Source organism: Staphylococcus caeli (assembly GCF_900097965.1).
Classification (GTDB): domain Bacteria; phylum Bacillota; class Bacilli; order Staphylococcales; family Staphylococcaceae; genus Staphylococcus; species Staphylococcus caeli.
The window spans coordinates 142,389-163,573 of sequence record NZ_FMPG01000003.1 but is presented as its reverse complement, the minus strand read 5'-3'; the positions used below and the strand labels follow the sequence as shown (position 1 = coordinate 163,573).

Here is a 21,185-nt window from a genome sequence, read left to right as displayed (position 1 = left end):
CCTAGCCTACTTTTTGTATTTATTCAAATGTTTAAAATGAAGGGTTGTGGAACTGCAAAGAATTAATACTTATGATTGTGTAATTGTACTATTTACTGCATCTATAACTGATTTTTGACCCATTAATGTATAATGGTGTGCCAAAATAACGTCGTAATCTGCAGGCGGATAGTCTATATTTTTAAAATTTGTAAATGAATGGTTATAACTGTCTAAGGTAGTTAATGTATAGGTGTTGAAGTTAGTAATAAATGAAGTGTCATCATGATTATTTTTTAATATGGTATCAATAGCATCGATAGCTTTTTTCTGCCCCTGTAAATAACTAATATCAAGACCACGTTTAATTAACTTGTTATCTGGTCCATTTAGTACGAGTGACTTATTTTGATTTAGTTCGCTCAGTTCATATTTAGTGTTGTCGAATAAATCGTACAATTGGCTTTCAACTGCTGTATGAGTATCTGTTGACATTTTTATCTCTCCTTATCTTGAAATACTGATGCGGTGTCCTAATTGCTTTGGCCATTCAATCAGTTGTTGATTATCGTAATAAGCGATGATTTGCGATGCATATTGTTCTGGAAAAGGGGCTGTTTTTTGCGTTTTACGGTCAATACCCAACATTAATGCTTCATTAGTAGCAGCTGTCGTTCCATCTTCCTTGGTTAAAATTGAAAAGAAATGAACACTTTTTTCATTATAATCGTATAGATGAATGGTAATTTGATAATGTTCCTCTGCGACTAATTGAGCTAAATATGCAGTGTGTTCTTCAACTGTAAAGAGGGTATAATCTAATGCTTCACGTTCGTCTAATGATAATCCATGTTCATAATTAAATTGATTGATTGCATCGCTAAATACAATATTATAGTGTGCGTCATGTACATGGTTATTATGGTCAATCATGTCATTCGTGACTTGTTGTTTCACAGTGAATGTCGCGTTCATAGATCCAACTCCTAAAGTTAAGTATAATGATTAAATTTTAACATGTTTATACAATATTTGTTTCCTGTTTGAATCAAATAAGACTTAACCTTACATACAAGTCAATTCATGGTAAAATAAAAGAAATGATTTGAGGAGGTAAGCCGTGAGTTTAACAATTAAATATCAAACTACCGAGCAATCACTAACACAAGTTTCACATTTTAGTGAAATACCTCAATCAGCCACGTTTATATGGTGTGATTTTGATGAACCAACGCAAGCAGAAAATGCAATTCTAGAATCACATTTTAATTTTAATAAACTAGAAATCGATGATACAGTGAATGGTACACCAAGAGCGAAATACAAGGCATATGAATCCTATCAATATTTAGTCTTTCATAGTATAGATACCCATATGAATGGAGATAAAGCACTAAATTTATTTATCAAAGACAATACGCTCATTACATATCATCATAAACCTTTTGAGAGTTTAAAAGAAATTGAACAAAAAATTGTAAATCAATTTAATAAAGATTTAGATACCTCAGATGTAGCTTTATTTATTTTAGATCAAATAGTAGATAATTATTTTTATCTTATAAATGAAATTGAAGATAAAGTATTTGAATTTGAAGATTTTCAATTAAGTGAACAATCAACAAAACGAATTATGGAAGAGGTATTCAAAATACGTTCCAATATAATAAAAACGAAGCGAGTCATTTATCCAATGCATGAATTGATTGATGATATCAAAGAAAGTAAGCTATTACTTGTAGATGCAAAAAATTATATGTATATTCAACATATAGAGGATCATATTATTAAACAACAGAATATCCTGAAAATGTCACAAGAAATGACAAATGAAATTAGAGATAATTATGCTTCCTATACGTCATTTAAAATGAACAATGTCATGCAAGTATTAACATTAGTGTCAGTCATATTTTTGCCACTCACTTTAATAACGGGTATATATGGTATGAATTTTACAAATATGCCTGAATTGAAATGGCATTATGGTTATTATATTGTCTTATCATTGATGTTAATGATTAGTGTAGGTTGCATATATTATTTTAAAAAGGAAAAATGGTTTTAGAAAAGTAAGAGATAAATAGAATTACGATAATTTATAACAATGATTGAAAGTAGGAGCCGAAGATGAGCGATAACAAAAGAGAACAAAGAAAAAATGAACATGTTGAAATTGCAATGGCACAGCAGGATGCTACCGTTTCTGATTTTGATGGCATAAGGTTTGTTCACCATTCAATCCCTAACATTGATGTAGATGATGTAGATTTAACAAGTCATTTAAAAGATTTTACATTAAATCAGCCTTTGTATATTAATGCAATGACAGGTGGAAGTGAATGGACGAAACAAATAAACGAAAAATTGGCAGTAATTGCACGTGAAACTGGTATGGCAATGGCTGTTGGTTCAACACACGCAGCATTGCGAAACAGTAAAATGGCATCGTCATTTACAGTAGTTAGAGACACAAATCCTAATGGTATTATCTTTAGTAATGTAGGGGCAGATGTACCTGTTGATAAAGCTATTGAATCAGTAAGATTGCTAGATGCACAAGCGCTACAAGTACATGTGAATGCACCTCAGGAACTTGTTATGCCAGAAGGAAATAGAACATTTTCAACATGGATGGATAATCTTGCTCAAATTGTTAAGCGTGTAGATGTTCCAGTCATTGTAAAAGAAGTTGGTTTTGGCATGAGTAAAGAAACGATTAAAAACTTAAATGAAATTGGTATTTCATATGTTGATGTAAGTGGTAGAGGTGGTACAAATTTTGTTGATATTGAAAATGAAAGACGTACCTACAAAGATATGGATTATTTAGGACAATGGGGACAAACTACAGTTGAATCACTATTGGAAAGTACTGCATATCAACAAGATATGAATATTTTAGCAAGTGGTGGAGTAAGAACACCATTAGACGCAGTGAAATGTTTAGCATTAGGTGCAAGTGCAGTTGGTATGTCACGTCCATTCTTAAATCAAGTAGAACATAACGGCATCACGGAAACATTGAATTATACAGAGCAGTTTATTGAGCATATGAAGAAAATTATGACAATGTTAGATGCTAGAACTATAAAAGATTTAAAACAAACGCAAATGGTTTTAAGTCCAAAATTACAATCTTGGATAGAACAAAGAAACTTAGATATTCACTAATATTTCTAGTGCTATATAATAATAAAATAAATGGAGGGGAAGACATATCAGATGTCTTCTCCTCCATTTTATTGTTTCATATGACTTAAACAAGATTTATTTGAAAACGTTAATAAATATTGTGACGATGGGTACACCGAGTAAGTCGATTAGAAATGCGCCAACGATTGGCACGACTAGGTATGCTTTCGGTGAAGCTCCATATTTTTTAGTAATAACATCTAAATTTGCCATCGCATTAGGTGTAGCACCAAGTCCATGACCAATAAAACCACCAACCATAACGGCAGCATCATAGTTTTTACCTAAACCACGGAATAGAATAAATACCGAGAATAGAACGATGAAAATGACTTGTACGAGAACAATAATAATTAATGGTATGGCCAACTGATAAATTTCAGTTAGTTGGATACTCATTAATGCAATCGAAAGGAACAGGCTAAGTGAAATGTCACTGATTCGATCTACAATCTTCATATCAATCAGTTGCAAATTGCTATATTCAGAGACGTTTCTGATAATTACCGCTACGAACATCGCACCTACATATATTGGGATGTTAATGTTTGTGATATCGGTAAACGTATTACCTATGTAAGATCCGATAGCCATACAAATGGCAACTATTGAAAATTGTAATAAGAACACGGTAGTTGGCGCCATACGCTTATTTAGATATGTATTACTTTCGCTTTTTCCATAATCTTTAGTCATTGCTTCAGCTTGCTCGGGTTGTAGTTGATATTTATTGATTAAATACTTTACTACTGGTCCACCGATTAAACCACCAGCGACTAATCCCAATGTTGCAGCAGCTAGTGCAGCCGTAACAGCAGAATCTATGCCCAGGTCTTTAATTGTTTGACCATATGCAGCAGCATTACCATGACCACCTTCCATTGACATTGAACCCGCAGTTAAACCGAGTAAAGGTGAAATATTTAATACTTTTGCCAAAGAGACACCGATGACATTTTGACAAAATGCCATGACACCACAAAAGATAAAGTATATGATGAGTACTTTTCCACCCAGTTTAAGTAATTTGAGTGAAGCACCAAGTCCAATTGTTGTAAAGAAAGCGAGCATAAAGAAATTTTGGATAAATTCAGAATCTAATTTAATAGTTAATATATTTAAAGACTGTAAAATGGCGACAAGTATTGCAAATAGTAACCCACCAATAACTGGTGCAGGTATACATAAACGTTTCAGAACATTGATATGATTGACAATATAGACACCAAGCAAGTATAAAATACTAGCTAGCGCTAAGGTCGTTATTGCATCTAACGTTAACATCTGGAATCCTCCTTAATTTAGATTTAAAAATAACTGTAATTGTAGCAAACGCTTACAAAACCCATACTTTTATTATACAGATTATAAAATGAGAATGATAGTGTCGCCTATTTTCCAAAGTAAAATTTAAATATAACTAATCATTAATCAGTACCTTGCAATGTATAGTAGTATGTGATATATTCTTTTTGAAAGCACTACTATATAATGTACAGTACTGAATTTTTAGCAAAGGAGGACTTGAATGAACAGTCAATTTAAAAAAGGCGCGCTTGAACTCATCGTATTATTAATTATTAAGCGTGATGACCAGTATGGATACTCACTCGTTCAAAATATTTCTCGATATATGACCATAGCAGAAGGTACAGTTTATCCGTTACTTAGAAGATTAGTAAAAAGTGGTGAATTAACGACATATTATCAACCCTCAACGGAAGGTCCAGCAAGAAAATATTATCAAATTACAGATCAAGGTAAAGAACGGTTACAACTATTATTAGAAGAATGGCGTGCATTTTCTCATGCGGTAGACCAATTTATTAAGGAGAGTGACTCTAATGCGTAGAAATGATTATTTAAAGCAATTACATAAACATTTGAAACATGTAAACGATAATGAGCGTCAAGATATAATTAATGAGTATGATACGCACTTTTATAGTGGACTACAAGAAGGTAAATCAGAAGAACAAATTGCAGAAGAGTTAGGTAACCCAAAACAGTTAGCAAGGGAATTAAATGCAAGTGCGGCAATCGAAAGAGCTGAACAAAGTAATCAGGTTGGCGATGTAAGTCAAGCTATTTTAGCGGTAATGGGCCTTAGCATTTTAAACTTTTTCGTCATTTTAATCCCATTTATTATTATTTTAAGTATTGTATTTACGCTCATACTTACGACCGTATCATTTGTACTTTCGCCATTAGCTTTGATTTTTAAAGGCATGGTCGAAGGTTTTCAAGAAGTACTTATGTTAGATATTTTTGTAACAGGTACTATGTTTGGAATTGGACTAATGTTATTTGTAATCACCTACCTAATTACTAAAGTATTTTATATATTATGCGTTAAATATTTAAAATGGAATATTCAAGTAATGAAAGGGAGTGTAGGCAAATGAAGAAAGCATTAATAATCATATTTATTATTAGCTTTATTATTACAGTCGTTTGTGGCATAGGTGCTGTTCAGAAATTTAAAGAAGAATATAAAAAAGCAAATCAAATAACAACAAATTTTAATGAAATATATAATGATTCAAAAATAAAATCTGCAGATATAAAATTTAAAAATAGTAATTTGACCATAAAAAAAGGAGATAAATTTAAAGTCACATCAAAAGGGTCAAATGATAAAATAAAAATTGATGCAAAGATAAAAGGAAACAAACTGATATTAAACGATTATAAAGGAACGTCAAATATTAATATTTCATTTTTAAATTTAAGATATAATGATGTGGTTGTCACAGTTCCTAAAAAGTTGAAAAATTTAGATGTAAGTTCAGATAATGGACATATCAATATTCAGCATATCGAAGCGGACGAGGCACAACTATTTTCAGATATTGGAAATTTAAAATTAAATCATTCTAAATTTAATAATATAATCGCTACAGGTGATACAGCAGCAATTGATTTGAAACATACAATGTTTAATCGCGGCGAATTTAAAACGGATACCGGAGATGTGTATATAAAACAAGTGCCGGCTGACAAACCCATACAGGTTCGCACAGATACTGGAGATGTAGAATTAGAGTATGGTCAGTCGGAACCTAAAAATAGTCAGATTGATTTTATTGGTGATAGCGGAGAGTTAGATATAGAACATAAACGTTTCAAAGGCAAAAAAGTCGGTCATGGAGACAATCATATTACAATTGAAACAGATACCGGCGATGCAACGATAAAATAATAGTACTTGTTGAAAGGATAGTGTCAATTCAATGACATTATCCTTTTTTTGATTTACTATATATAACATATGGAAATCCTAAGAAATAAGGAGAAAATTTATGGAACAATCACTACGTAGTGAAAAACAATATGGTGCTTTAGCATTGTTACCACTACTTATATTTTTAATATTGTACATTGGCGTGGGCATTACATTTACGATTATGGGCAAAGCAGATGCTTTCGATCAACTACCACGACATGTTGCAATTCTAATCGGTATTGTCATAGCATGGACTTGCTATGATAGAAAAACAGCGTTTACAAAAAAAGTTCAAATTTTCACGGAACATGCGGGTAATTCAGGCATTGTGAATTTAGGATTGATTCTATTATTAGCGGGTGCATTTTCAACTGTAACATCTGAAATGGGTGGAAAAACAGCAATGGTCAACATGGGATTATCTGTTATTCCACCAAGCTTGCTCATTCCAGGTATATTTTTAATGAGTGGATTTGCAGCGTTAACGCTGGGAACTTCTACTGGTGCACAGGCAGCCTTTATACCAGTGGGTGTTGCAGTAGCGCAGGCAGCTGATCTAAGCGTTGCCGCAGCTGGTGCAGCCGTTATCGCAGGCGCGTATTTTGGAGATAACTTGTCGATTATTTCAGATACAACGATTGCAGCTACTAATGGCGTTGGTGCAAAAATGCGAGATAAGTTTAAAATGAATGTCTTAATTGCTATACCAGCAGCGATTATTACAGCTATTTTCTATGCAATTGTAGGTGGTACAGGGAAAGTTGAAGGAGATCTAAGCTTTAACTTTATTAATATTCTACCGTATTTGTTTGTATTAGTTGCAGCGATTGCTGGACTAGATGTCATCCTTGTGTTAATTATTGGAATCATAATGGCAGGCGTCTTGGGAATAGTACAAGGTCAAATGGGCGTATTCCAATTTACAAAAGCAATAGGTGATGGTATGGAAAGTATGTTTACCATCTTCTTAGTGGCATTCTTGGTTTCAGGTTTAGTAGCGCTCATTCGTTATTATGGTGGTATTGATTGGATTATCAAAACTATGAAAGCAAAGGCCAAAGGGCGTAAAAGTGCAGAATATGTTATCAGTTTAATGTCAGGTGTTTTAGCAGCTGCATTATCACATAACACACTCGCAATTATTATATCGGCGCCAATTGCTAAAGAAATCGGTGATGAATATAAAGTGCCACCAAAACGCATGGCGAGTTTACTTGATATTTTTGCTTGTTGTGCCTTGATGGTATTGCCGCATGATAGCGGTATGCTTATGGTAGAAAAATATGGCGATGTATCGTATCTAGAAGTTTTAAAATATTCATTTTATCCAGTGATATTTGTGATTTGTACGATTATCACAATACAATTTGGCTTATTAGACAAAGATAAATCAACAAGATAACAAACGTTCTCAGAGTTGAAATCAAATTCTGGTGAAACAAATAAAGGCATGTGTCTCCTATCATTTTTTTGTGAATAGAGTGCATGTCTTTTTTGGTACCTTATAAATTGTATGATTCAATTATATATTTACGTATCAACACGAAACTATTACGTTAGATTTGAATCACCAATTTTAAAAACAAATTTAAATTGTATTATCAAGTATATAAATATTTGGTACACTATTTAATAAAGAATACATATGTGAGGTACATACAAAATGGCAATAAGAGCTTGTAATTAAGAAACAAATTTAAAGTGAGGGTTAATATGAAGAGCAAGGTTGGTTTCATAGAAGCATTTAGACTGTTTTGGAAGAACTATTTTAACTTTACTGGACGTGCTAGCAGACGAGAATTTTGGTTTATGATGATATGGCATGTTATCTTCATAGCTCCAGCAACTATTTTAATAAACCAACTAATTGAATTTTTTGATTATACTTTAGTTACTGCAATATCAGGTACAATTACAAGCTTAATCGCGATTATTTTAACATTGTCTTATTTAATGTTATACAGCTTAGCTACATTTATACCCACTTTGTCTATTTTAATTAGGCGATATCATGATACAGGAAGAACAAAGTTAGTCCCAATTATTAGTTTTGGTATTTATGTAATCATGATGATTTTCATTTATATCATGGTTTTTAGAGGAATAAGTCTATCAGCAAATGCGATTACTCTTTTGACAAAGATAAATAATTTTTTCATGATAACATTAGGAATCTATAATTTGGTGATTTGTTGTCTACGTAGCGAACGAAAGATACAAGAAAAATAGCGACAAATAAGACTGAGACAAAAATAGATGTCTCAGTTTTTTCAATTAGACAGTATATGACTGAAATGCGATTATATTAAGTTACTTTCAATCATAGTCATCTTTGTCGTGATAGGACTACGAAATTTCAATTAAAAATTTGATTTATGTTACAGTCCCAATTGCCTTTGTATTATTATATACGCCAAGTTGCATCTGGTGATAACATATCTGATTTACGCATTCGTGATACGTATGGGTTGCCTTTGACGGTAAAGCGTAAGGGTTTATATGTCCATTCTCCTTTGTTTGGTATGCCAATACGGCTACTGGCTTCTATTGATTTTGGATATTTACGATGTTTCGTATCTATTTTAAGACGACCTTCATTCACTCTTGAACCGTCTAAATGTCTAGGAATATTAAAGGCTTTTGTCCACTTACCAGGACCATTTGTAAGTGAAATACCTGATTTACCACGATTTAATTGCATTGATTCAATACCTTCTTCAGGTTCAACTGCCCTTATAAGGACGCCTTCAGGTTGTCCTTCCTGTTGCGTAACAAAATTTATTAATAAATGAGTGTGCATGACATGTGCATAAATTGTACCACCACGCTTATATAAAGACTCTACTTTAGGAGTTCGTTTACCTTTATAACCATGAGCAGCTTGATCATCTTTTCCGATATAAGCTTCTGTTTCTACGATATATCCTGTGAAAGTTTGTAACTCATCTTGATAGATGACACGTACGCCCAATAAATCTTTCGCTATTGTGATTGTATCACGTTGTAAAAAATCCATAATGCATCCTCCAATTGAAGATTGTAAAACTAAATTTTTTTAAATGTTTTTAAAATATTTGTAAAATTGTGTTACCAGTACTATGAATATTTGGTACACTATTTATTATAAGATTAGTAGGGAATTTACATACAAAGTAGTTATACTTAGTATAAAATAATTCTAATCTAAAACAAACAATTATGAAACGAGGGATAATATGGAGAGGAAAGTTGGTTTCAAAGAAGCATTAAAGATGTTTTGGAAAAACTATGTTAATTTCAAAGGGCGTTCTCGTAGAAGTGAATATTGGTACATGGTGCTATGGCATTTAATCTTTATGGCACCTGCATTTGCATTGTATTTCTTCGCTTTTATCTTTTTAGCATCAGGAGCTGCGTCAAATTCTGATGGTATGTTGGCATTTGGCGTTATTTTAATGTTCTTAGGTATCGGTTACTCAGCAATTTACAGCTTGGCAACACTTGTACCGAACTGGGCAATTATGATTAGACGTTTCCACGATACGGGCAGAACGATGTTAATACCATTAATCTTTTTAGGGGTATTTGTTGTTACATATCCAATTACAATTGTAATCAATATTCGTGATGAGCAACTAACAAATCCAATTAACATGGTACTAATGATTTTAATTAGTCTAATTTATTTTGGTTTTAGTATCTTTATGATTGTGATTGCATGTCTTGATAGTGAAAGAAAGACTAATAAATATGGTCCAAGCCATAAATATGGCAATCATATTCCTGCATCTGATAAGGACACTAAAGCTTATAATCAAAATCAATCAACAAATCAAACGACTAACAATGCGCAACACAATAGTAATTTGAACGAAGAAAATAGCGATTTGAAACAAGTCAATCGCAATAACTATCCTTTTGGTGAACATCAGGATGAAACAAAACCTTCATCAAATCATAACAACGACCATAAATATTAATTTGTCGTGAAATATAAAGACCAGCAATCTACCCCATAATGTCAGGGGTGTTGCTGGTCTTTTTTTATGATTTAAACAAGATAGGACAACTCAGGGTGTTCTCTCCCTAATAAATCGTGCAGAGCTTTATATCTTTGGAACAACACTTCATATTGCTTCACTTTGTCAGGATCTGGTTGTTTACGATAATAAACAGGCTGCTTCATGTGTTCTACAGTATCTTTTAATGTGGCATATGCACCGCCAACATTTGCACCCAACATCGCTGCCCCGAGTGCCGTCGCATTACTTGAATCAATGACAACGACTTCTTTATTCAATACATTTGCATAAATATCGACGAGCAACTCACTTTTTATAGGGATTCCACCAGCTGCATATACAGTTTGTACAGGAATATCATTATTTTCAAATTGTTGCATAATCATCTTTGTACCAAATGCTGTAGCTTCTATATAAGCACGGTGTATCATAGAGAAAGGTGTCTGTAGGGTTAGACCAAAGATACTACCAGTGAGATGACTGTCACTTAAGATGCTACGATTACCATTATGCCAATCTAATACAGTCACATGTTGTTTTTCAATAGGAATTTCTTTGGCAAGTGCTTCTAAATGTTCTAGAACGGTTATACCTTGCTGTTCTGCCTCATCAACGATGTCTTTGGGTGCAAGACTTGCAGAATAATTAAATAAATCTCCAACAGCTGCTTGCCCAGCTTCATAAGCGTAGAGACCAGGGATGATGGCATCCTTTACAGAACCAGTAATGGCAGGTATAGGTGCTTGTTTGGCATCAAGCATCAAATGACAAGTACTTGTCCCTATAACGGGTGTGAATTCACCTTGTTCTATTGCACCTACACCTAATACACCAGAATGTGCATCAATTATGTATGGTGATATTTGTACGTCAGCAGATAGTCCCCATAAGTTTTGGTAATAAGGGCAAAGTGTTCCAGCGCTCTCACCGATATTAACAACTGGGGCTTCGCATTTGGATTTTATAATTTCAGGTAATTCTGGATCTACTGCTTTAAAAAATGAATAATTGAAACCATCATTTTCATTATAAAACCCTTTAAAACCGATGCCACAATTAGAGCGGATATTTTTGTCAGTAAGTAGGCTCACAAGGTAATCTCCTGCTTCCATGATGTAAGCACACTGATCTAATATTTCTGGTGCTTTGTGTTTTACTTCTAAAATTTTAGGAATCATCCATTCACTATTGACACTATGTCCATAAAAGTCTAGCCATGAAGGATTTACTTTATCACTGATTTCTTTCATGTAAGTGGCTTCATCTTGTGCACCATGATGTTTCCATAATTTTACATAGGCATGGGGATTGTCTTTTAAGTCCGAATGCAAATGTAAGGGTTTGAAATCTTCATCTAAAAACACAATTGTACAACTTGTAAAATCCAAACCAATACCGATTACTGATGATAGAGGCACATTGCTTTCCTCTAATACATGTGTAATGCCATCTTCAAGAATTGAGGTATAGTCCTCTGCATGTTGTAAAAAATAATTATGTGGTAATTCTGTACCATTTAATGAACCTGAAATCGTACCATGTGGATATGTTTTTATATAAGTTGAAATAATTTCTCCATTAGTGGTATCTACTAAAAATACGCGACCTGAAGCGGTACCATAATCGATGCCGATGCTATAAGTCATGTTACATTGCCCCCTAATATATTTTTTGAAATAAGCCGATACCTTATTTAATCTAATGATAGTGCTTACATATAGCGATGTAAAGTTTAGCCTTTTGCAAAAAAGTAAGATTGTTGACATCATTTAAAATTATGGACAACAACCGTACGGAATATTTAATATTAAAGCATTGATTGCTATTTCATGAATCTTAATTTAAATGGTAAATAACACGTAATTTAAAATGTATCTTTGATTTCACAAATGGTATTATCAAGATAGAACATTTATAAGAGAGAGGTGTTGAGGCAGTATGTCATTAAACATAGAGCATGTTACAAAGAAGTATAAAAACTTTACTGCGGTAAATGATATTTCGTTAACATTAGAAAAGGGCAAGATGTTAGGCTTTTTGGGCAGAAATGGGGCTGGAAAAACCACAACGTTCAGAATGATTTTAGGATTGACACCGATTACCGAAGGACATATTACATATAATGGAATAAAAGTTGATCGTGCGATATATAATCGCATTGGCTATTTGCCCGAAGAGCGTGGATTACATCCAAAGATGAAAGTGGAAGATGAATTACGTTATTTAGCTACATTAAAAGGCATGAAATCTAAAGCAATAACGAAAGAGATTGATTACTGGCTAGAACGTTTTGATATTAAGGAAAATAAAGAGAAGAAAATCGAAGCACTTTCAAAAGGAAATCAACAAAAAATTCAGTTACTTGCAAGTATGTTACATAAGCCAGAATTATTAATTTTGGACGAACCTTTTAGTGGATTAGATCCGGTTAATGTCGAATTATTAAAGTCTGCAGTCCAAGATTTAAATGATGCAGGTACAACAATTATATATAGTTCACATAGAATGGAACATGTGGAAGAACTTTGTGATAATGTTTGTATTTTGAATAAAGGCGAACTGGTTGTTTCAGGAGCAATTGATGATGTGAAAGCAAACCATGGTAATAAGAGCGTGGTTATTGAGACACATCATGAAATGCCTGAAATAGAGCAAGTTCCAGGCGTACTAAAAGTAGATAGGAATAAACGTGAAATTAAGGCAATGATTGAGTCAGAATATGTCGCTGAAAAAATATATGACATTGTAACAAAGTATGGTTTCGTGAAACGATTCCAAGTGGTAGAACCCACACTCAACGAGATATTTATAGATAAGGTAGGTGATATACATGGATAAGTTTTGGGCTACGTTTTCACTCACTTATAGAAATAAAGTCAGAACAAAATCATTTATGATATTCACTGGTCTTGTCATACTATTGATGCTAGCTGCGTCTAATGTCAATAAGATTATTGATTTATTTGATGACGGTCCAGATAAGATTGGTGTTGTATCATCAAATACACAGATTTATAAAGCATTAACTGCGCAAGGTAAGCAAATAGACGATGGTGCTAAATTTAAAAAAGTATCTGAAAAACAAGCAAAAGCGCAAGTAAAAAACGAAAAGTTAGACAAAGCCTACATTATTCATATGAAAGGTGATCATAAACTTACAGGTAAGATTGTTAGTAAAGATTCAGTATCAGAGCAAGAGAAGCAAAAGTTAAAAGTTACTTTATCTACGATTCAAACGCAGTTGGTGGCGTCGAATTTGAAATTGTCACAGGATGAATTAAAGCAATTGGAGGCAGAAAGTGATGTTACTTCAGAGATTGTTGCAGATAAAGCAAATAATTCAAACTTGAATGAAGCACAAAAAGGCTTTAATACGTTAATGGTTTATGCAGGATTAATGTTAATATTCTTTATCGTATTTAATTATGCCAGCCAAGTTGCAATGGAAATTGCTACAGAGAAAACGTCACGTGTGATAGAAATGATAATCACAAGTGTTTCTCCAGTGACACATATTTTGGCTAAGATTACGGGCGTGATTGCTGTGGCTATTACACAGTTGGTCGTATTTGTAGTCTTTGGTGCATTATGTTTCTTAGTATTCGACATCGGTGACATGTTGAAAGGATTCAAAATTGAGCCGAATGAGCTGACGATGCAAATTTCAGTTGTCGGAATCATTTCTCTTGTCATAGGCATTTTGTCATATGTAATATTGGCAGCGATTTTAGGAGCGATAACGGCACGTATTGAAGATATAAACCAAGCATTGATGCCAATGACTTTAGTCAGCATGATTGCATTCTATGTTTCACTATTCAGCGTGATGAACCCAAATACATTATTGACGAAGGTAACAAGTTTTATTCCATTACTATCACCATTTGTGATGTTTGTACGTTCGTCTTCACCAGAAGTGGCTGTATGGGAAATTGTGGTTAGTATCATTTTATCAATTATCATGATTATCATCTTATTGTGGATTGCTGTTCGTAGTTATAAAAATACGATTCTTAGTTTCGATAAAGGATTTAAGCATTCTATGAAGCGCATATTTAATAAAAATTAATGGTTTTATATATAAAGCTGCCCTCAATTATGAGAAGGGCAGCTTGTTTAATTAAAAAATTTAAAAATATAGAAAATGAAGTAAGAGTAAAAATTCATAATTTTAGCATTTTGTAGTATAAAATCAGAAAAAAATATAACAATTATCAATATTGTCTGATAGAATTTAGAGTGCATATAAAAAATATGTTATATCTACGCCACAATATAAAGATATTATTTTTCGAAATTGGCACAATACGAAGCGCCTTTACCAACTATATGTTATGAGGGAGCATATAGGGACAATGCGATCGTTGCGTTTGATAGTCTGTCGTATGTGTCATTAGACGTTTGATTATGAAAAATTGATGAGGGAACATCTGTTTATCGTCATCTTGAAATTGAAGACTACTGACTTGAATTTATGAAGGTACCCCCCGATATAAATGAGTAGCATGTTGTTGTCAAAATTTGAGATATATTCATGATTGAACGTCATATCTAAACATTAAAAGTACAATGTTTGAAAGGGAGTAATGAATGATGTTTGCAAAAGTAGAAAGTCAAAGTAATGGTATTGATTTGATTAAAATTGATAATGAAGAAACAAAAATTGTTTTCACTAACTATGGAGCGAGAATTGTATCATGGAAGTATGACGATAATAATATTGTACTAGGGAATGTCGTAGAAGCTGATGAATTTTATGAGGATAATCCATATAACTTTGGTGCTACGATTGGTCGTTATGGTGGTAGAATTGCGAATGCAACGTTTGAATTAGATGGTAAAACATACGTATTAGATGCTAACAATGGTGGCCATAATTTACATGGTGGCCCAAAGGGTATAGATCGCCGTTTCTTTGAATATAAAATAGAAGAACAAGTTGGACAAGTGAAAGTTATTTTTTCAACAACAATTAAAAGTGAAGATGATTATTTCCCGGGTGATATTGACTTAGAAGTTATACATACATATGATGTCGATCACAAATGGACGATTGAATATAAAGCAGTTGCTACAGAAAAAACATTATTCAATCCTATGAACCATGTTTATTTCAATTTAAATCGAGACAATAACGTTATTGATAATCATAGTATTTCAAGTTCTAAATTAGATATGTATCTACTAGGCGATGATAATATTGTTAAAGACATGAAGCCATTGAATCTAGTAGAAGTATTTAATGCAGAAAGTGTTCAATTTAAAGATATTTTTAATAGTGAATCCCCAGTATTGAAACAACAAATGACACAATTTGGTGGTATAGATCATCCATTTGATATTGGCGGACAAGAAATGACAGTTGAAAATAAACATTTTGTATTAAAAGTTTATACAGATATGCCTAATATTGTTATTTACACGTTTAATGATACGGCTGGTTGGGAAAGTGATTTTAATATTTATAAGGCACATTCAGGTTTCACTTTGGAAACACAATATTTACCGAATGATATTAATTTATTGGGTAACGATGCACCATCTATTTTAGAAGCAAATCAACCATTTTATTCTAAAACATCATACAAAATTTCTGAAAAATAAACATATATACAAACGGGAGTAAGGCGACACAACTCATAGAATGAGACAATTTTGCTTTACTCCCTTATTAATTATAAGTGCATTATTTTTGTGTTTTATTTGCACGATTTAAAAAACGTTCAAGCTTTGAAATTCGTGTAGTAGTAAGATAAGGATTTTTAAGTGCGTATTGTAAACGTTCGATATTTTTATTGTCATTATAATATAGGTCATTGAGCTCGAATACTGAAAGCTTCGTCTCATTATCTGCACGTGTTAATAGATTTAAGTGTGCGTCTGCAGGGACATTACCTTCTTGAACAACTCGAAAATAAAAGCCAGTTTTACAAGTGCGAGACATGCGTTTGACTAAATCAGGTATTTTATACTTTTCTTGTATTTTCCAACATGGTTCTCTAATTTCTGATACCTCTAAAATAGCCTCGCCTAACTGAAATTGATCACCAAAATGTACATCTCGCTCATCTAAATGTTGAGCAGTTAGGTTTTCACCAAACATTGCATAATCAGGAAGTTTGTTAACATCATCTCTCCATAAATCATAATTATGTTTACTGTATAAGCATACAGCTTTATCTGGACCACCGTGATCTTTGTATTCTTGTTCATCCTCAGCGAACCCTATTTTAGAGAGCCACATGTGTCCTATGATTTTTTCTTTATTTAATGCAGAACGCATTTGTCTTTTGGTACTATATGGCAAATCTTGTATTTTACCGGTTGAAATAGCATCTAACACGTAAATCATATTGTTGTACCCCCATCTTGTAATTATTTTAATTTTAAAACAAACCATTAATTATGCAAGTAATGAGATGAATTACTCGTAGAAAATTATTTTTCGTCTAGGTATTTGATTGAATCTCATGTACAATAATAATAAAAGTACAATGTAAAAGGGGAAGCATGATGGATAAGAAACAGTTGAAAATGAGTACATTTAATGATGCATTGGCACAAATCAAAGATGGTATGATTGTTGGTATCGGCTCTGGATCAACAATTGAATTGCTTGTCCCAAAAATGGCAGAAAAACTTGAGCAAGAGCAAATCGATATAACAGGTGTATGTACGTCTAATAAGACGGCCTTCATCGCTAAGGAACAAGGCATTCGTGTTGTCGATGTGAATGATGTAGAAAAAATAGATATTGCAATTGATGGTGCAGATGAAGTTGATAACGACCTGAATCTGATTAAAGGTGGCGGTGGTGCCTTATTTAGAGAAAAGGTTATAGATGCTATGGCGAATCGATTTATCGTCTTAGCTGATGAGAGTAAATGTGTAGATTATTTAGGTCAAACATTTAAATTACCAGTAGAAGTAGATAAGTTTAATTGGTTGTTAGTTTCAAAAAAAATTACTGCGTATGACAATTTGCTTGTGACACGGCGTATGGTTGATGACGTCCCATTCATTACAGATAATGGTAATTATATTTTGGATGTAGTACTTAACGAACGTATCAAACCTATGGAAATGCATGAATACCTCATTCACCTCATTGGTGTTTTAGAAACAGGATACTTCTTGAATATTACAGATCAAGCGATTATCGGAACAACTTCTGGTGTTAAAATTATAGAGAAATAAGTAAACACCGCTATTCCAAAAGATGTAGGAATAGCGGTGTTTTCGTTTGTTCAAATAGACATGTTTCTAATGCTTTATAAACGGCTGTTAGCGACGATGGCTACGCTTGTTATTTCTACCGAAAGTGGTACGTTCATGTGTATGATCACGTGTGTCCTCCGTATGGTAATCATCTAAAGTTGTATCTTCATGTTGATCTTGCTCTATCTCTGCTTGCGCATCACTAACTGCAGAAGGTTTACGATTTGAAGCGTATCTTGCACTTGATTTTAAATCATCAGAAGATGCGTCAGTGTGTGCTTTTTCAGTAGATGCTTCCACCGCAGTGTTAGCAGATGAGTCTGTTTGCTTATGCTGAATAGACTCATTGTTTGGTGTATTTTCAGTAATAATATTATTGCGACTCGCATCTTGTTCACTTTGATGTGACTGCGTATCATTGTTTGTTAGATTTTCTGAGTTTGTTTCTTCATCTGAATGTGCCGGTGAATGGCTATGTGTTGTTGTGTCTGAATCAAAGTCTGCTTGATGTTGATCTCTTTTCAGTGATTCAGTTGAGTCAGTATTTACACTGTCTTCGTCTTCATTGTCATCATTAACGTGATCTAGGTAATTGTTTTCGTCAACTTCCTCTAAATTACGTTTAGTAAAGAAGTAGAGTAACACGCGAATGATTAAGCTAAGTAATAGGTAAACGATAGCTACAACTACTGTAGAAAGTGCTATCACTTTCATTGCAAACACTTCACCTAATTCTTCATTAAATAAGAACACTAATCCAAATGACATTGCCGCGTGAAAGACCATTGCGATATATATTGTACGTCCTTTTGTTGAACGAATTAATTCACCAATAATCATTGAAAAAGCAAATGAGTATAAGAAACTAAACATTGCGAATTCAACGCTAAATGCAATATTCGCATTCCAAACGGCATACATAATACCAACAATGATGGAAGCGAAGAAAGTATTCATCTTATTTTCAACAATATGTTGTAAATAAGAACGGAATCCAATTTCTACTAGGAACGCCATTACAAGTTGTCCTATGAGGATTGTCAAGACTGACACGGATAGATCTTTAGCTTGTAATAGAACAAAGCTATCTGCAAATATATTAAAGCTTATCATGGCTATGATAAAAATGATTAAAGGTAAAATAAGTGCTAATATAAGACGTTCAATTACTTTTAAACTTATTGTGAATTTTAAACTTTTTATTTGAGTGGCCTTGTCCTTAAATACTGCAATACAAATAATCATTGCAATAAATGGTGCAATTGTACTCATATCAAAGACGAACGCTTTGAATGGAACAGAACTTTGTAAATCTTTTAGTATAATAGGTGATGCATAAGCAATAATAAAGAATATAAAAATCATCATTGCCCATTGAAAACCTGGTATACGTTTTGTATTCATTATGTAACCTCCAATAGGGTTTCAAAAAAATCATTTGTACCTAATTATACATATTTATGGGAGATAAATAAATTAAATTCCTGTTTTATCATTGAAATGTAATAGTTTGGAGAAAATATAACATTAAATTGAAATATTTATTGCGAAATTTTGAAATAATAGGTTGTTCAAATGGGTAAATATAATTATAAATTGAATTGAAGAAAATGTAAGCGTATACTTTTTAGTGAATAATAGTTTAAAGGAGGAGCATTATGTATAAACTAGCACAACGCGATCTTTGGACTGGAAGATTGGATAGTGAAACAGATGAATCACAGTTTAGACACTTTCAAACCATAGCTTTTCGTAACATTGAAGACAATTATGACGAAGCACGTCACGGTGTAGGCGTGTTAGGTTATGAAGTCGATAAAGGTGTTGAGCTAAATAAAGGGCGTACAGGTGCTAAAGAAGGACCAAACGCCATAAAGAAAACATTTGCTAATTTACCTGTCATTAGGCAATCAAAGATTTATGATTATGGTAATGTATTGCATGATCATGAACGTTTAGAAGACACACAAATTGAATTTGGACATTTAGTTGCCAAATCAATACAAAAACATAATCAAACCTTTTTACTTGGTGGTGGACATGACATTGCGTACGCACAGTATTTAGGCACAAGAGAAGCATATCCTGATGCATCTATAGGTGTCATAAATATAGATGCGCATTTTGACACGAGAGAAGCACCTGGTTCAACTTCTGGAACAAGTTTCAGACAAATTTTGGAACAGGATAACCAAGCGGATTATCTTGTATTAGGTATTCAACAAAGTGGCAATACACAATCCTTGTTTGACTATGCTGAAGCAAGAGGTATTGGTTATGTATATGCAGATGAGCTCTTACATCAAATTTCTCCTCCGATTAAAGATAAAGTCGAACGATTTGTACATGATCATGATGTAATTATGTTTACGATTTGCATGGATGCAATTGATAGTGCCTTTGCACCTGGTGTGAGCGCCAATGGTGTACTAGGTTTGACGCCTCATATTGTACTTGAATTGGCAAAACGTATTATTCCAAATGAAAAAGTGGCTTCGATTAGCATCGCAGAAACAAATCCTAAATATGATATTGATCAAAGAACAGCAAAATTGTCGGCTAATTTTTTACATCATTTCATTCTTTAAAATTCCAATAATCGACACATTGATTGATGAAAGAAAGCACGCGTGAAGCGTGTTTTCTTTTTTTTAGGTAGTTGATATAAATCGAACGCGTCAATTTAGGTTTAATATCTATAGCATCTAAATCACGTGCATTGAATGATTGATAATATACGCGTGGAATTACAGCATAGCCTAGACCTCTGTGAACAAAATTAGTAGCTGCTTCAAAACGATCTACTTCAATCACAATGTTTGGATGTATATTCATGCGATTAAAATAATCATCAAGGTGTTTACGCACTTGCGAACCTTTAGTTGGTAGAATCAAAGGAAGATGCGCAATGGATGTTGTATGTGTATTAGGAAAAGCATTTTTAGGCGTAAGTAACACATATGATTCTTCATATAGTGGGATAGAAGTGATGGCCTCATGTCCAATTTGTTCATTTGTAAAAGCAACATGACTTTCGAAGTTGATTAATAATTCGATAATTCTACTTTGATCATGCACTTCAGAAATAAGATAGGTTTGTGCATCGTTGAGTTTAGAATGTGTAGCCAATATTTGCGAAATCCATTGATTTGTAGACTCTAATATTGAAATTTTAATTTTAGCAACATGGCCTATTTTAAGGTCATGCATTTTTTCTAATGTTTGATGATAATTTTGAATTAGTTGTTGGGCATAATTATAAAAGTGAATACCTTTTTCAGTGATTTTAATATCTTTTGTGGAGCGCATTAATAAATCATAGCCTAAGTCTGCTTCCATTTTTTTAATTGTTGTTGTAAGGGATGGCTGACTAATATGTAAAAAATTAGCGGCTTTAGTAAAACTATTGTAATTTACGACGGCAACAAAGTATTCCAATTGTATGATTTTCATAGTAAGCACCTCTTAGTATTTGAATTATTTATAGTTTTAAGTTATTAATAATTAGTTTATTTATATTGGTAGTCAATATCTTATCATACTATACTGAGAAATATAGAGGGAGA

Annotated in this window: 21 protein-coding genes; 13 read left to right on the top strand and 8 right to left on the bottom strand. The window is 33.0% G+C overall.

Annotated elements, in window-relative coordinates; translation table 11 throughout:
• Nucleotides 1-69: 69 nt before the first annotated feature.
• Both BJS11_RS05690 and BJS11_RS05685 read right to left on the bottom strand, forming a co-directional pair.
• Complete coding sequence (locus BJS11_RS05690) at nt 70-474, bottom strand: hypothetical protein (protein WP_069995141.1); 405 nt, start codon at nt 472-474, stop codon at nt 70-72.
• Between the two features lie 12 nt (nt 475-486).
• The gene (locus tag BJS11_RS05685; protein WP_069995142.1) at nt 487-954 is read right to left on the bottom strand and encodes a thioesterase family protein; all 468 of its coding nucleotides are present in this window, start codon (nt 952-954) and stop codon (nt 487-489) included.
• A gap of 145 nt (nt 955-1,099) precedes the next feature.
• Here BJS11_RS05685 and corA point away from each other — a divergent pair, with 145 nt between their 5' ends.
• Together corA and fni are read left to right on the top strand one after the other, a co-directional pair.
• Complete coding sequence (corA, locus tag BJS11_RS05680) at nt 1,100-2,047, top strand: magnesium/cobalt transporter CorA (protein ID WP_069995143.1); 948 nt, start codon at nt 1,100-1,102, stop codon at nt 2,045-2,047.
• A gap of 62 nt (nt 2,048-2,109) precedes the next feature.
• Nucleotides 2,110-3,153 carry a type 2 isopentenyl-diphosphate Delta-isomerase gene (gene fni / locus BJS11_RS05675; protein WP_069995144.1) on the top strand — a complete coding sequence of 348 codons (1,044 nt, stop codon included), beginning with the start codon at nt 2,110-2,112 and terminating at the stop codon, nt 3,151-3,153.
• A gap of 96 nt (nt 3,154-3,249) precedes the next feature.
• On the opposite strand, the gene gltS is transcribed toward fni, so the two are convergent.
• Entirely contained in the window at nt 3,250-4,458 is a 1,209-nt protein-coding gene (gene gltS / locus BJS11_RS05670; RefSeq protein WP_069995145.1) for a sodium/glutamate symporter, read from the bottom strand.
• A gap of 244 nt (nt 4,459-4,702) precedes the next feature.
• On the opposite strand from gltS, the gene BJS11_RS05665 reads away from it, so the two are divergent.
• The 5 genes from BJS11_RS05665 to BJS11_RS05645 all read left to right on the top strand — a co-directional run bounded on the left by BJS11_RS05665 (nt 4,703) and on the right by BJS11_RS05645 (nt 8,629).
• Nucleotides 4,703-5,026 carry a PadR family transcriptional regulator gene (locus BJS11_RS05665; protein ID WP_069995146.1) on the top strand — a complete coding sequence of 108 codons (324 nt, stop codon included), beginning with the start codon at nt 4,703-4,705 and terminating at the stop codon, nt 5,024-5,026.
• Nucleotides 5,019-5,579: a DUF1700 domain-containing protein gene (locus BJS11_RS05660; protein ID WP_069995147.1), complete on the top strand. Its 561-nt coding sequence runs from the start codon at nt 5,019-5,021 to the stop codon at nt 5,577-5,579. Before BJS11_RS05665 ends, BJS11_RS05660 begins: the two co-directional genes overlap by 8 nt.
• Nucleotides 5,576-6,376, top strand: a complete 801-nt coding sequence (locus tag BJS11_RS05655) for a DUF4097 family beta strand repeat-containing protein (protein WP_069995148.1) — start codon at nt 5,576-5,578, stop codon at nt 6,374-6,376. The genes BJS11_RS05660 and BJS11_RS05655 overlap by 4 nt, the downstream gene beginning before the upstream one ends.
• 100 nt (nt 6,377-6,476) lie before the next feature.
• Entirely contained in the window at nt 6,477-7,802 is a 1,326-nt protein-coding gene (locus BJS11_RS05650; protein ID WP_069995149.1) for a Na+/H+ antiporter NhaC family protein, read from the top strand.
• A 311-nt stretch (nt 7,803-8,113) separates the two neighbouring features.
• Nucleotides 8,114-8,629, top strand: a complete 516-nt coding sequence (locus BJS11_RS05645) for a DUF805 domain-containing protein (protein ID WP_069995150.1) — start codon at nt 8,114-8,116, stop codon at nt 8,627-8,629.
• Nucleotides 8,630-8,804: 175 nt separating this feature from the next.
• Here the strand turns inward: BJS11_RS05645 and BJS11_RS05640 are convergent, their stop codons facing one another.
• A complete protein-coding gene (locus BJS11_RS05640) occupies nt 8,805-9,416 on the bottom strand; it encodes a DNA-3-methyladenine glycosylase (RefSeq protein WP_069995151.1) in 612 nt (203 codons plus the stop codon).
• A 199-nt stretch (nt 9,417-9,615) separates the two neighbouring features.
• Between BJS11_RS05640 and BJS11_RS05635 the strand changes: the two genes are divergently transcribed.
• A complete protein-coding gene (locus BJS11_RS05635; RefSeq protein ID WP_069995152.1) occupies nt 9,616-10,359 on the top strand; it encodes a DUF805 domain-containing protein in 744 nt (247 codons plus the stop codon).
• Nucleotides 10,360-10,430: 71 nt separating this feature from the next.
• Here the strand turns inward: BJS11_RS05635 and BJS11_RS05630 are convergent, their stop codons facing one another.
• Nucleotides 10,431-12,047: a ribulokinase gene (locus BJS11_RS05630; RefSeq protein ID WP_069995153.1), complete on the bottom strand. Its 1,617-nt coding sequence runs from the start codon at nt 12,045-12,047 to the stop codon at nt 10,431-10,433.
• A gap of 292 nt (nt 12,048-12,339) precedes the next feature.
• Between BJS11_RS05630 and BJS11_RS05625 the strand changes: the two genes are divergently transcribed.
• The 3 genes from BJS11_RS05625 to BJS11_RS05615 all read left to right on the top strand — a co-directional run bounded on the left by BJS11_RS05625 (nt 12,340) and on the right by BJS11_RS05615 (nt 16,005).
• Complete coding sequence (locus BJS11_RS05625; RefSeq protein WP_069995154.1) at nt 12,340-13,239, top strand: ABC transporter ATP-binding protein; 900 nt, start codon at nt 12,340-12,342, stop codon at nt 13,237-13,239.
• A complete protein-coding gene (locus tag BJS11_RS05620; protein WP_069995155.1) occupies nt 13,232-14,470 on the top strand; it encodes an ABC transporter permease in 1,239 nt (412 codons plus the stop codon). The genes BJS11_RS05625 and BJS11_RS05620 overlap by 8 nt, the downstream gene beginning before the upstream one ends.
• A 524-nt stretch (nt 14,471-14,994) precedes the next feature.
• A complete protein-coding gene (locus tag BJS11_RS05615; RefSeq protein WP_069995156.1) occupies nt 14,995-16,005 on the top strand; it encodes an aldose epimerase family protein in 1,011 nt (336 codons plus the stop codon).
• 82 nt (nt 16,006-16,087) lie between these two features.
• On the opposite strand, the gene BJS11_RS05610 is transcribed toward BJS11_RS05615, so the two are convergent.
• Nucleotides 16,088-16,750, bottom strand: a complete 663-nt coding sequence (locus BJS11_RS05610) for an MOSC domain-containing protein (RefSeq protein WP_180365213.1) — start codon at nt 16,748-16,750, stop codon at nt 16,088-16,090.
• A gap of 161 nt (nt 16,751-16,911) precedes the next feature.
• On the opposite strand from BJS11_RS05610, the gene BJS11_RS05605 reads away from it, so the two are divergent.
• Nucleotides 16,912-17,598: a ribose 5-phosphate isomerase A gene (locus BJS11_RS05605; RefSeq protein ID WP_069995158.1), complete on the top strand. Its 687-nt coding sequence runs from the start codon at nt 16,912-16,914 to the stop codon at nt 17,596-17,598.
• Nucleotides 17,599-17,685: 87 nt separating this feature from the next.
• Here BJS11_RS05605 and sdpC read toward each other — a convergent pair whose 3' ends face one another.
• Entirely contained in the window at nt 17,686-19,023 is a 1,338-nt protein-coding gene (gene sdpC, locus BJS11_RS05600) for a peptidoglycan release complex CPBP-like subunit SdpC (protein ID WP_069995159.1), read from the bottom strand.
• A 254-nt stretch (nt 19,024-19,277) separates the two neighbouring features.
• On the opposite strand from sdpC, the gene hutG reads away from it, so the two are divergent.
• Complete coding sequence (gene hutG, locus BJS11_RS05595) at nt 19,278-20,207, top strand: formimidoylglutamase (protein WP_069995160.1); 930 nt, start codon at nt 19,278-19,280, stop codon at nt 20,205-20,207.
• Here the strand turns inward: hutG and BJS11_RS05590 are convergent.
• Nucleotides 20,197-21,072 carry a LysR substrate-binding domain-containing protein gene (locus BJS11_RS05590; protein WP_069995161.1) on the bottom strand — a complete coding sequence of 292 codons (876 nt, stop codon included), beginning with the start codon at nt 21,070-21,072 and terminating at the stop codon, nt 20,197-20,199. The two genes, hutG and BJS11_RS05590, sit on opposite strands and share 11 nt — an antisense overlap.
• Between the last annotated feature and the right edge of the window lie 113 nt (nt 21,073-21,185).

Excerpts from the sequence above, each read along its gene's own strand:
- BJS11_RS05690 (WP_069995141.1), bottom strand. The coding sequence starts at position 474 with ATGTCAACAGATACTCATACAGCAGTTGAAAGCCAATTGTACGATTTA.
- BJS11_RS05685 (WP_069995142.1), bottom strand. The coding sequence starts at position 954 with ATGAACGCGACATTCACTGTGAAACAACAAGTCACGAATGACATGATT.
- fni (WP_069995144.1), top strand. The coding sequence starts at position 2,110 with ATGAGCGATAACAAAAGAGAACAAAGAAAAAATGAACATGTTGAAATT.
- gltS (WP_069995145.1), bottom strand. The coding sequence starts at position 4,458 with ATGTTAACGTTAGATGCAATAACGACCTTAGCGCTAGCTAGTATTTTA.
- BJS11_RS05665 (WP_069995146.1), top strand. The coding sequence starts at position 4,703 with ATGAACAGTCAATTTAAAAAAGGCGCGCTTGAACTCATCGTATTATTA.
- BJS11_RS05660 (WP_069995147.1), top strand. The coding sequence starts at position 5,019 with ATGCGTAGAAATGATTATTTAAAGCAATTACATAAACATTTGAAACAT.
- BJS11_RS05655 (WP_069995148.1), top strand. The coding sequence starts at position 5,576 with ATGAAGAAAGCATTAATAATCATATTTATTATTAGCTTTATTATTACA.
- BJS11_RS05650 (WP_069995149.1), top strand. The coding sequence starts at position 6,477 with ATGGAACAATCACTACGTAGTGAAAAACAATATGGTGCTTTAGCATTG.
- BJS11_RS05645 (WP_069995150.1), top strand. The coding sequence starts at position 8,114 with ATGAAGAGCAAGGTTGGTTTCATAGAAGCATTTAGACTGTTTTGGAAG.
- BJS11_RS05640 (WP_069995151.1), bottom strand. The coding sequence starts at position 9,416 with ATGGATTTTTTACAACGTGATACAATCACAATAGCGAAAGATTTATTG.
- BJS11_RS05635 (WP_069995152.1), top strand. The coding sequence starts at position 9,616 with ATGGAGAGGAAAGTTGGTTTCAAAGAAGCATTAAAGATGTTTTGGAAA.
- BJS11_RS05630 (WP_069995153.1), bottom strand. The coding sequence starts at position 12,047 with ATGACTTATAGCATCGGCATCGATTATGGTACCGCTTCAGGTCGCGTA.
- BJS11_RS05625 (WP_069995154.1), top strand. The coding sequence starts at position 12,340 with ATGTCATTAAACATAGAGCATGTTACAAAGAAGTATAAAAACTTTACT.
- BJS11_RS05620 (WP_069995155.1), top strand. The coding sequence starts at position 13,232 with ATGGATAAGTTTTGGGCTACGTTTTCACTCACTTATAGAAATAAAGTC.
- BJS11_RS05615 (WP_069995156.1), top strand. The coding sequence starts at position 14,995 with ATGTTTGCAAAAGTAGAAAGTCAAAGTAATGGTATTGATTTGATTAAA.
- BJS11_RS05605 (WP_069995158.1), top strand. The coding sequence starts at position 16,912 with ATGATGGATAAGAAACAGTTGAAAATGAGTACATTTAATGATGCATTG.
- sdpC (WP_069995159.1), bottom strand. The coding sequence starts at position 19,023 with ATGAATACAAAACGTATACCAGGTTTTCAATGGGCAATGATGATTTTT.
- hutG (WP_069995160.1), top strand. The coding sequence starts at position 19,278 with ATGTATAAACTAGCACAACGCGATCTTTGGACTGGAAGATTGGATAGT.
- BJS11_RS05590 (WP_069995161.1), bottom strand. The coding sequence starts at position 21,072 with ATGAAAATCATACAATTGGAATACTTTGTTGCCGTCGTAAATTACAAT.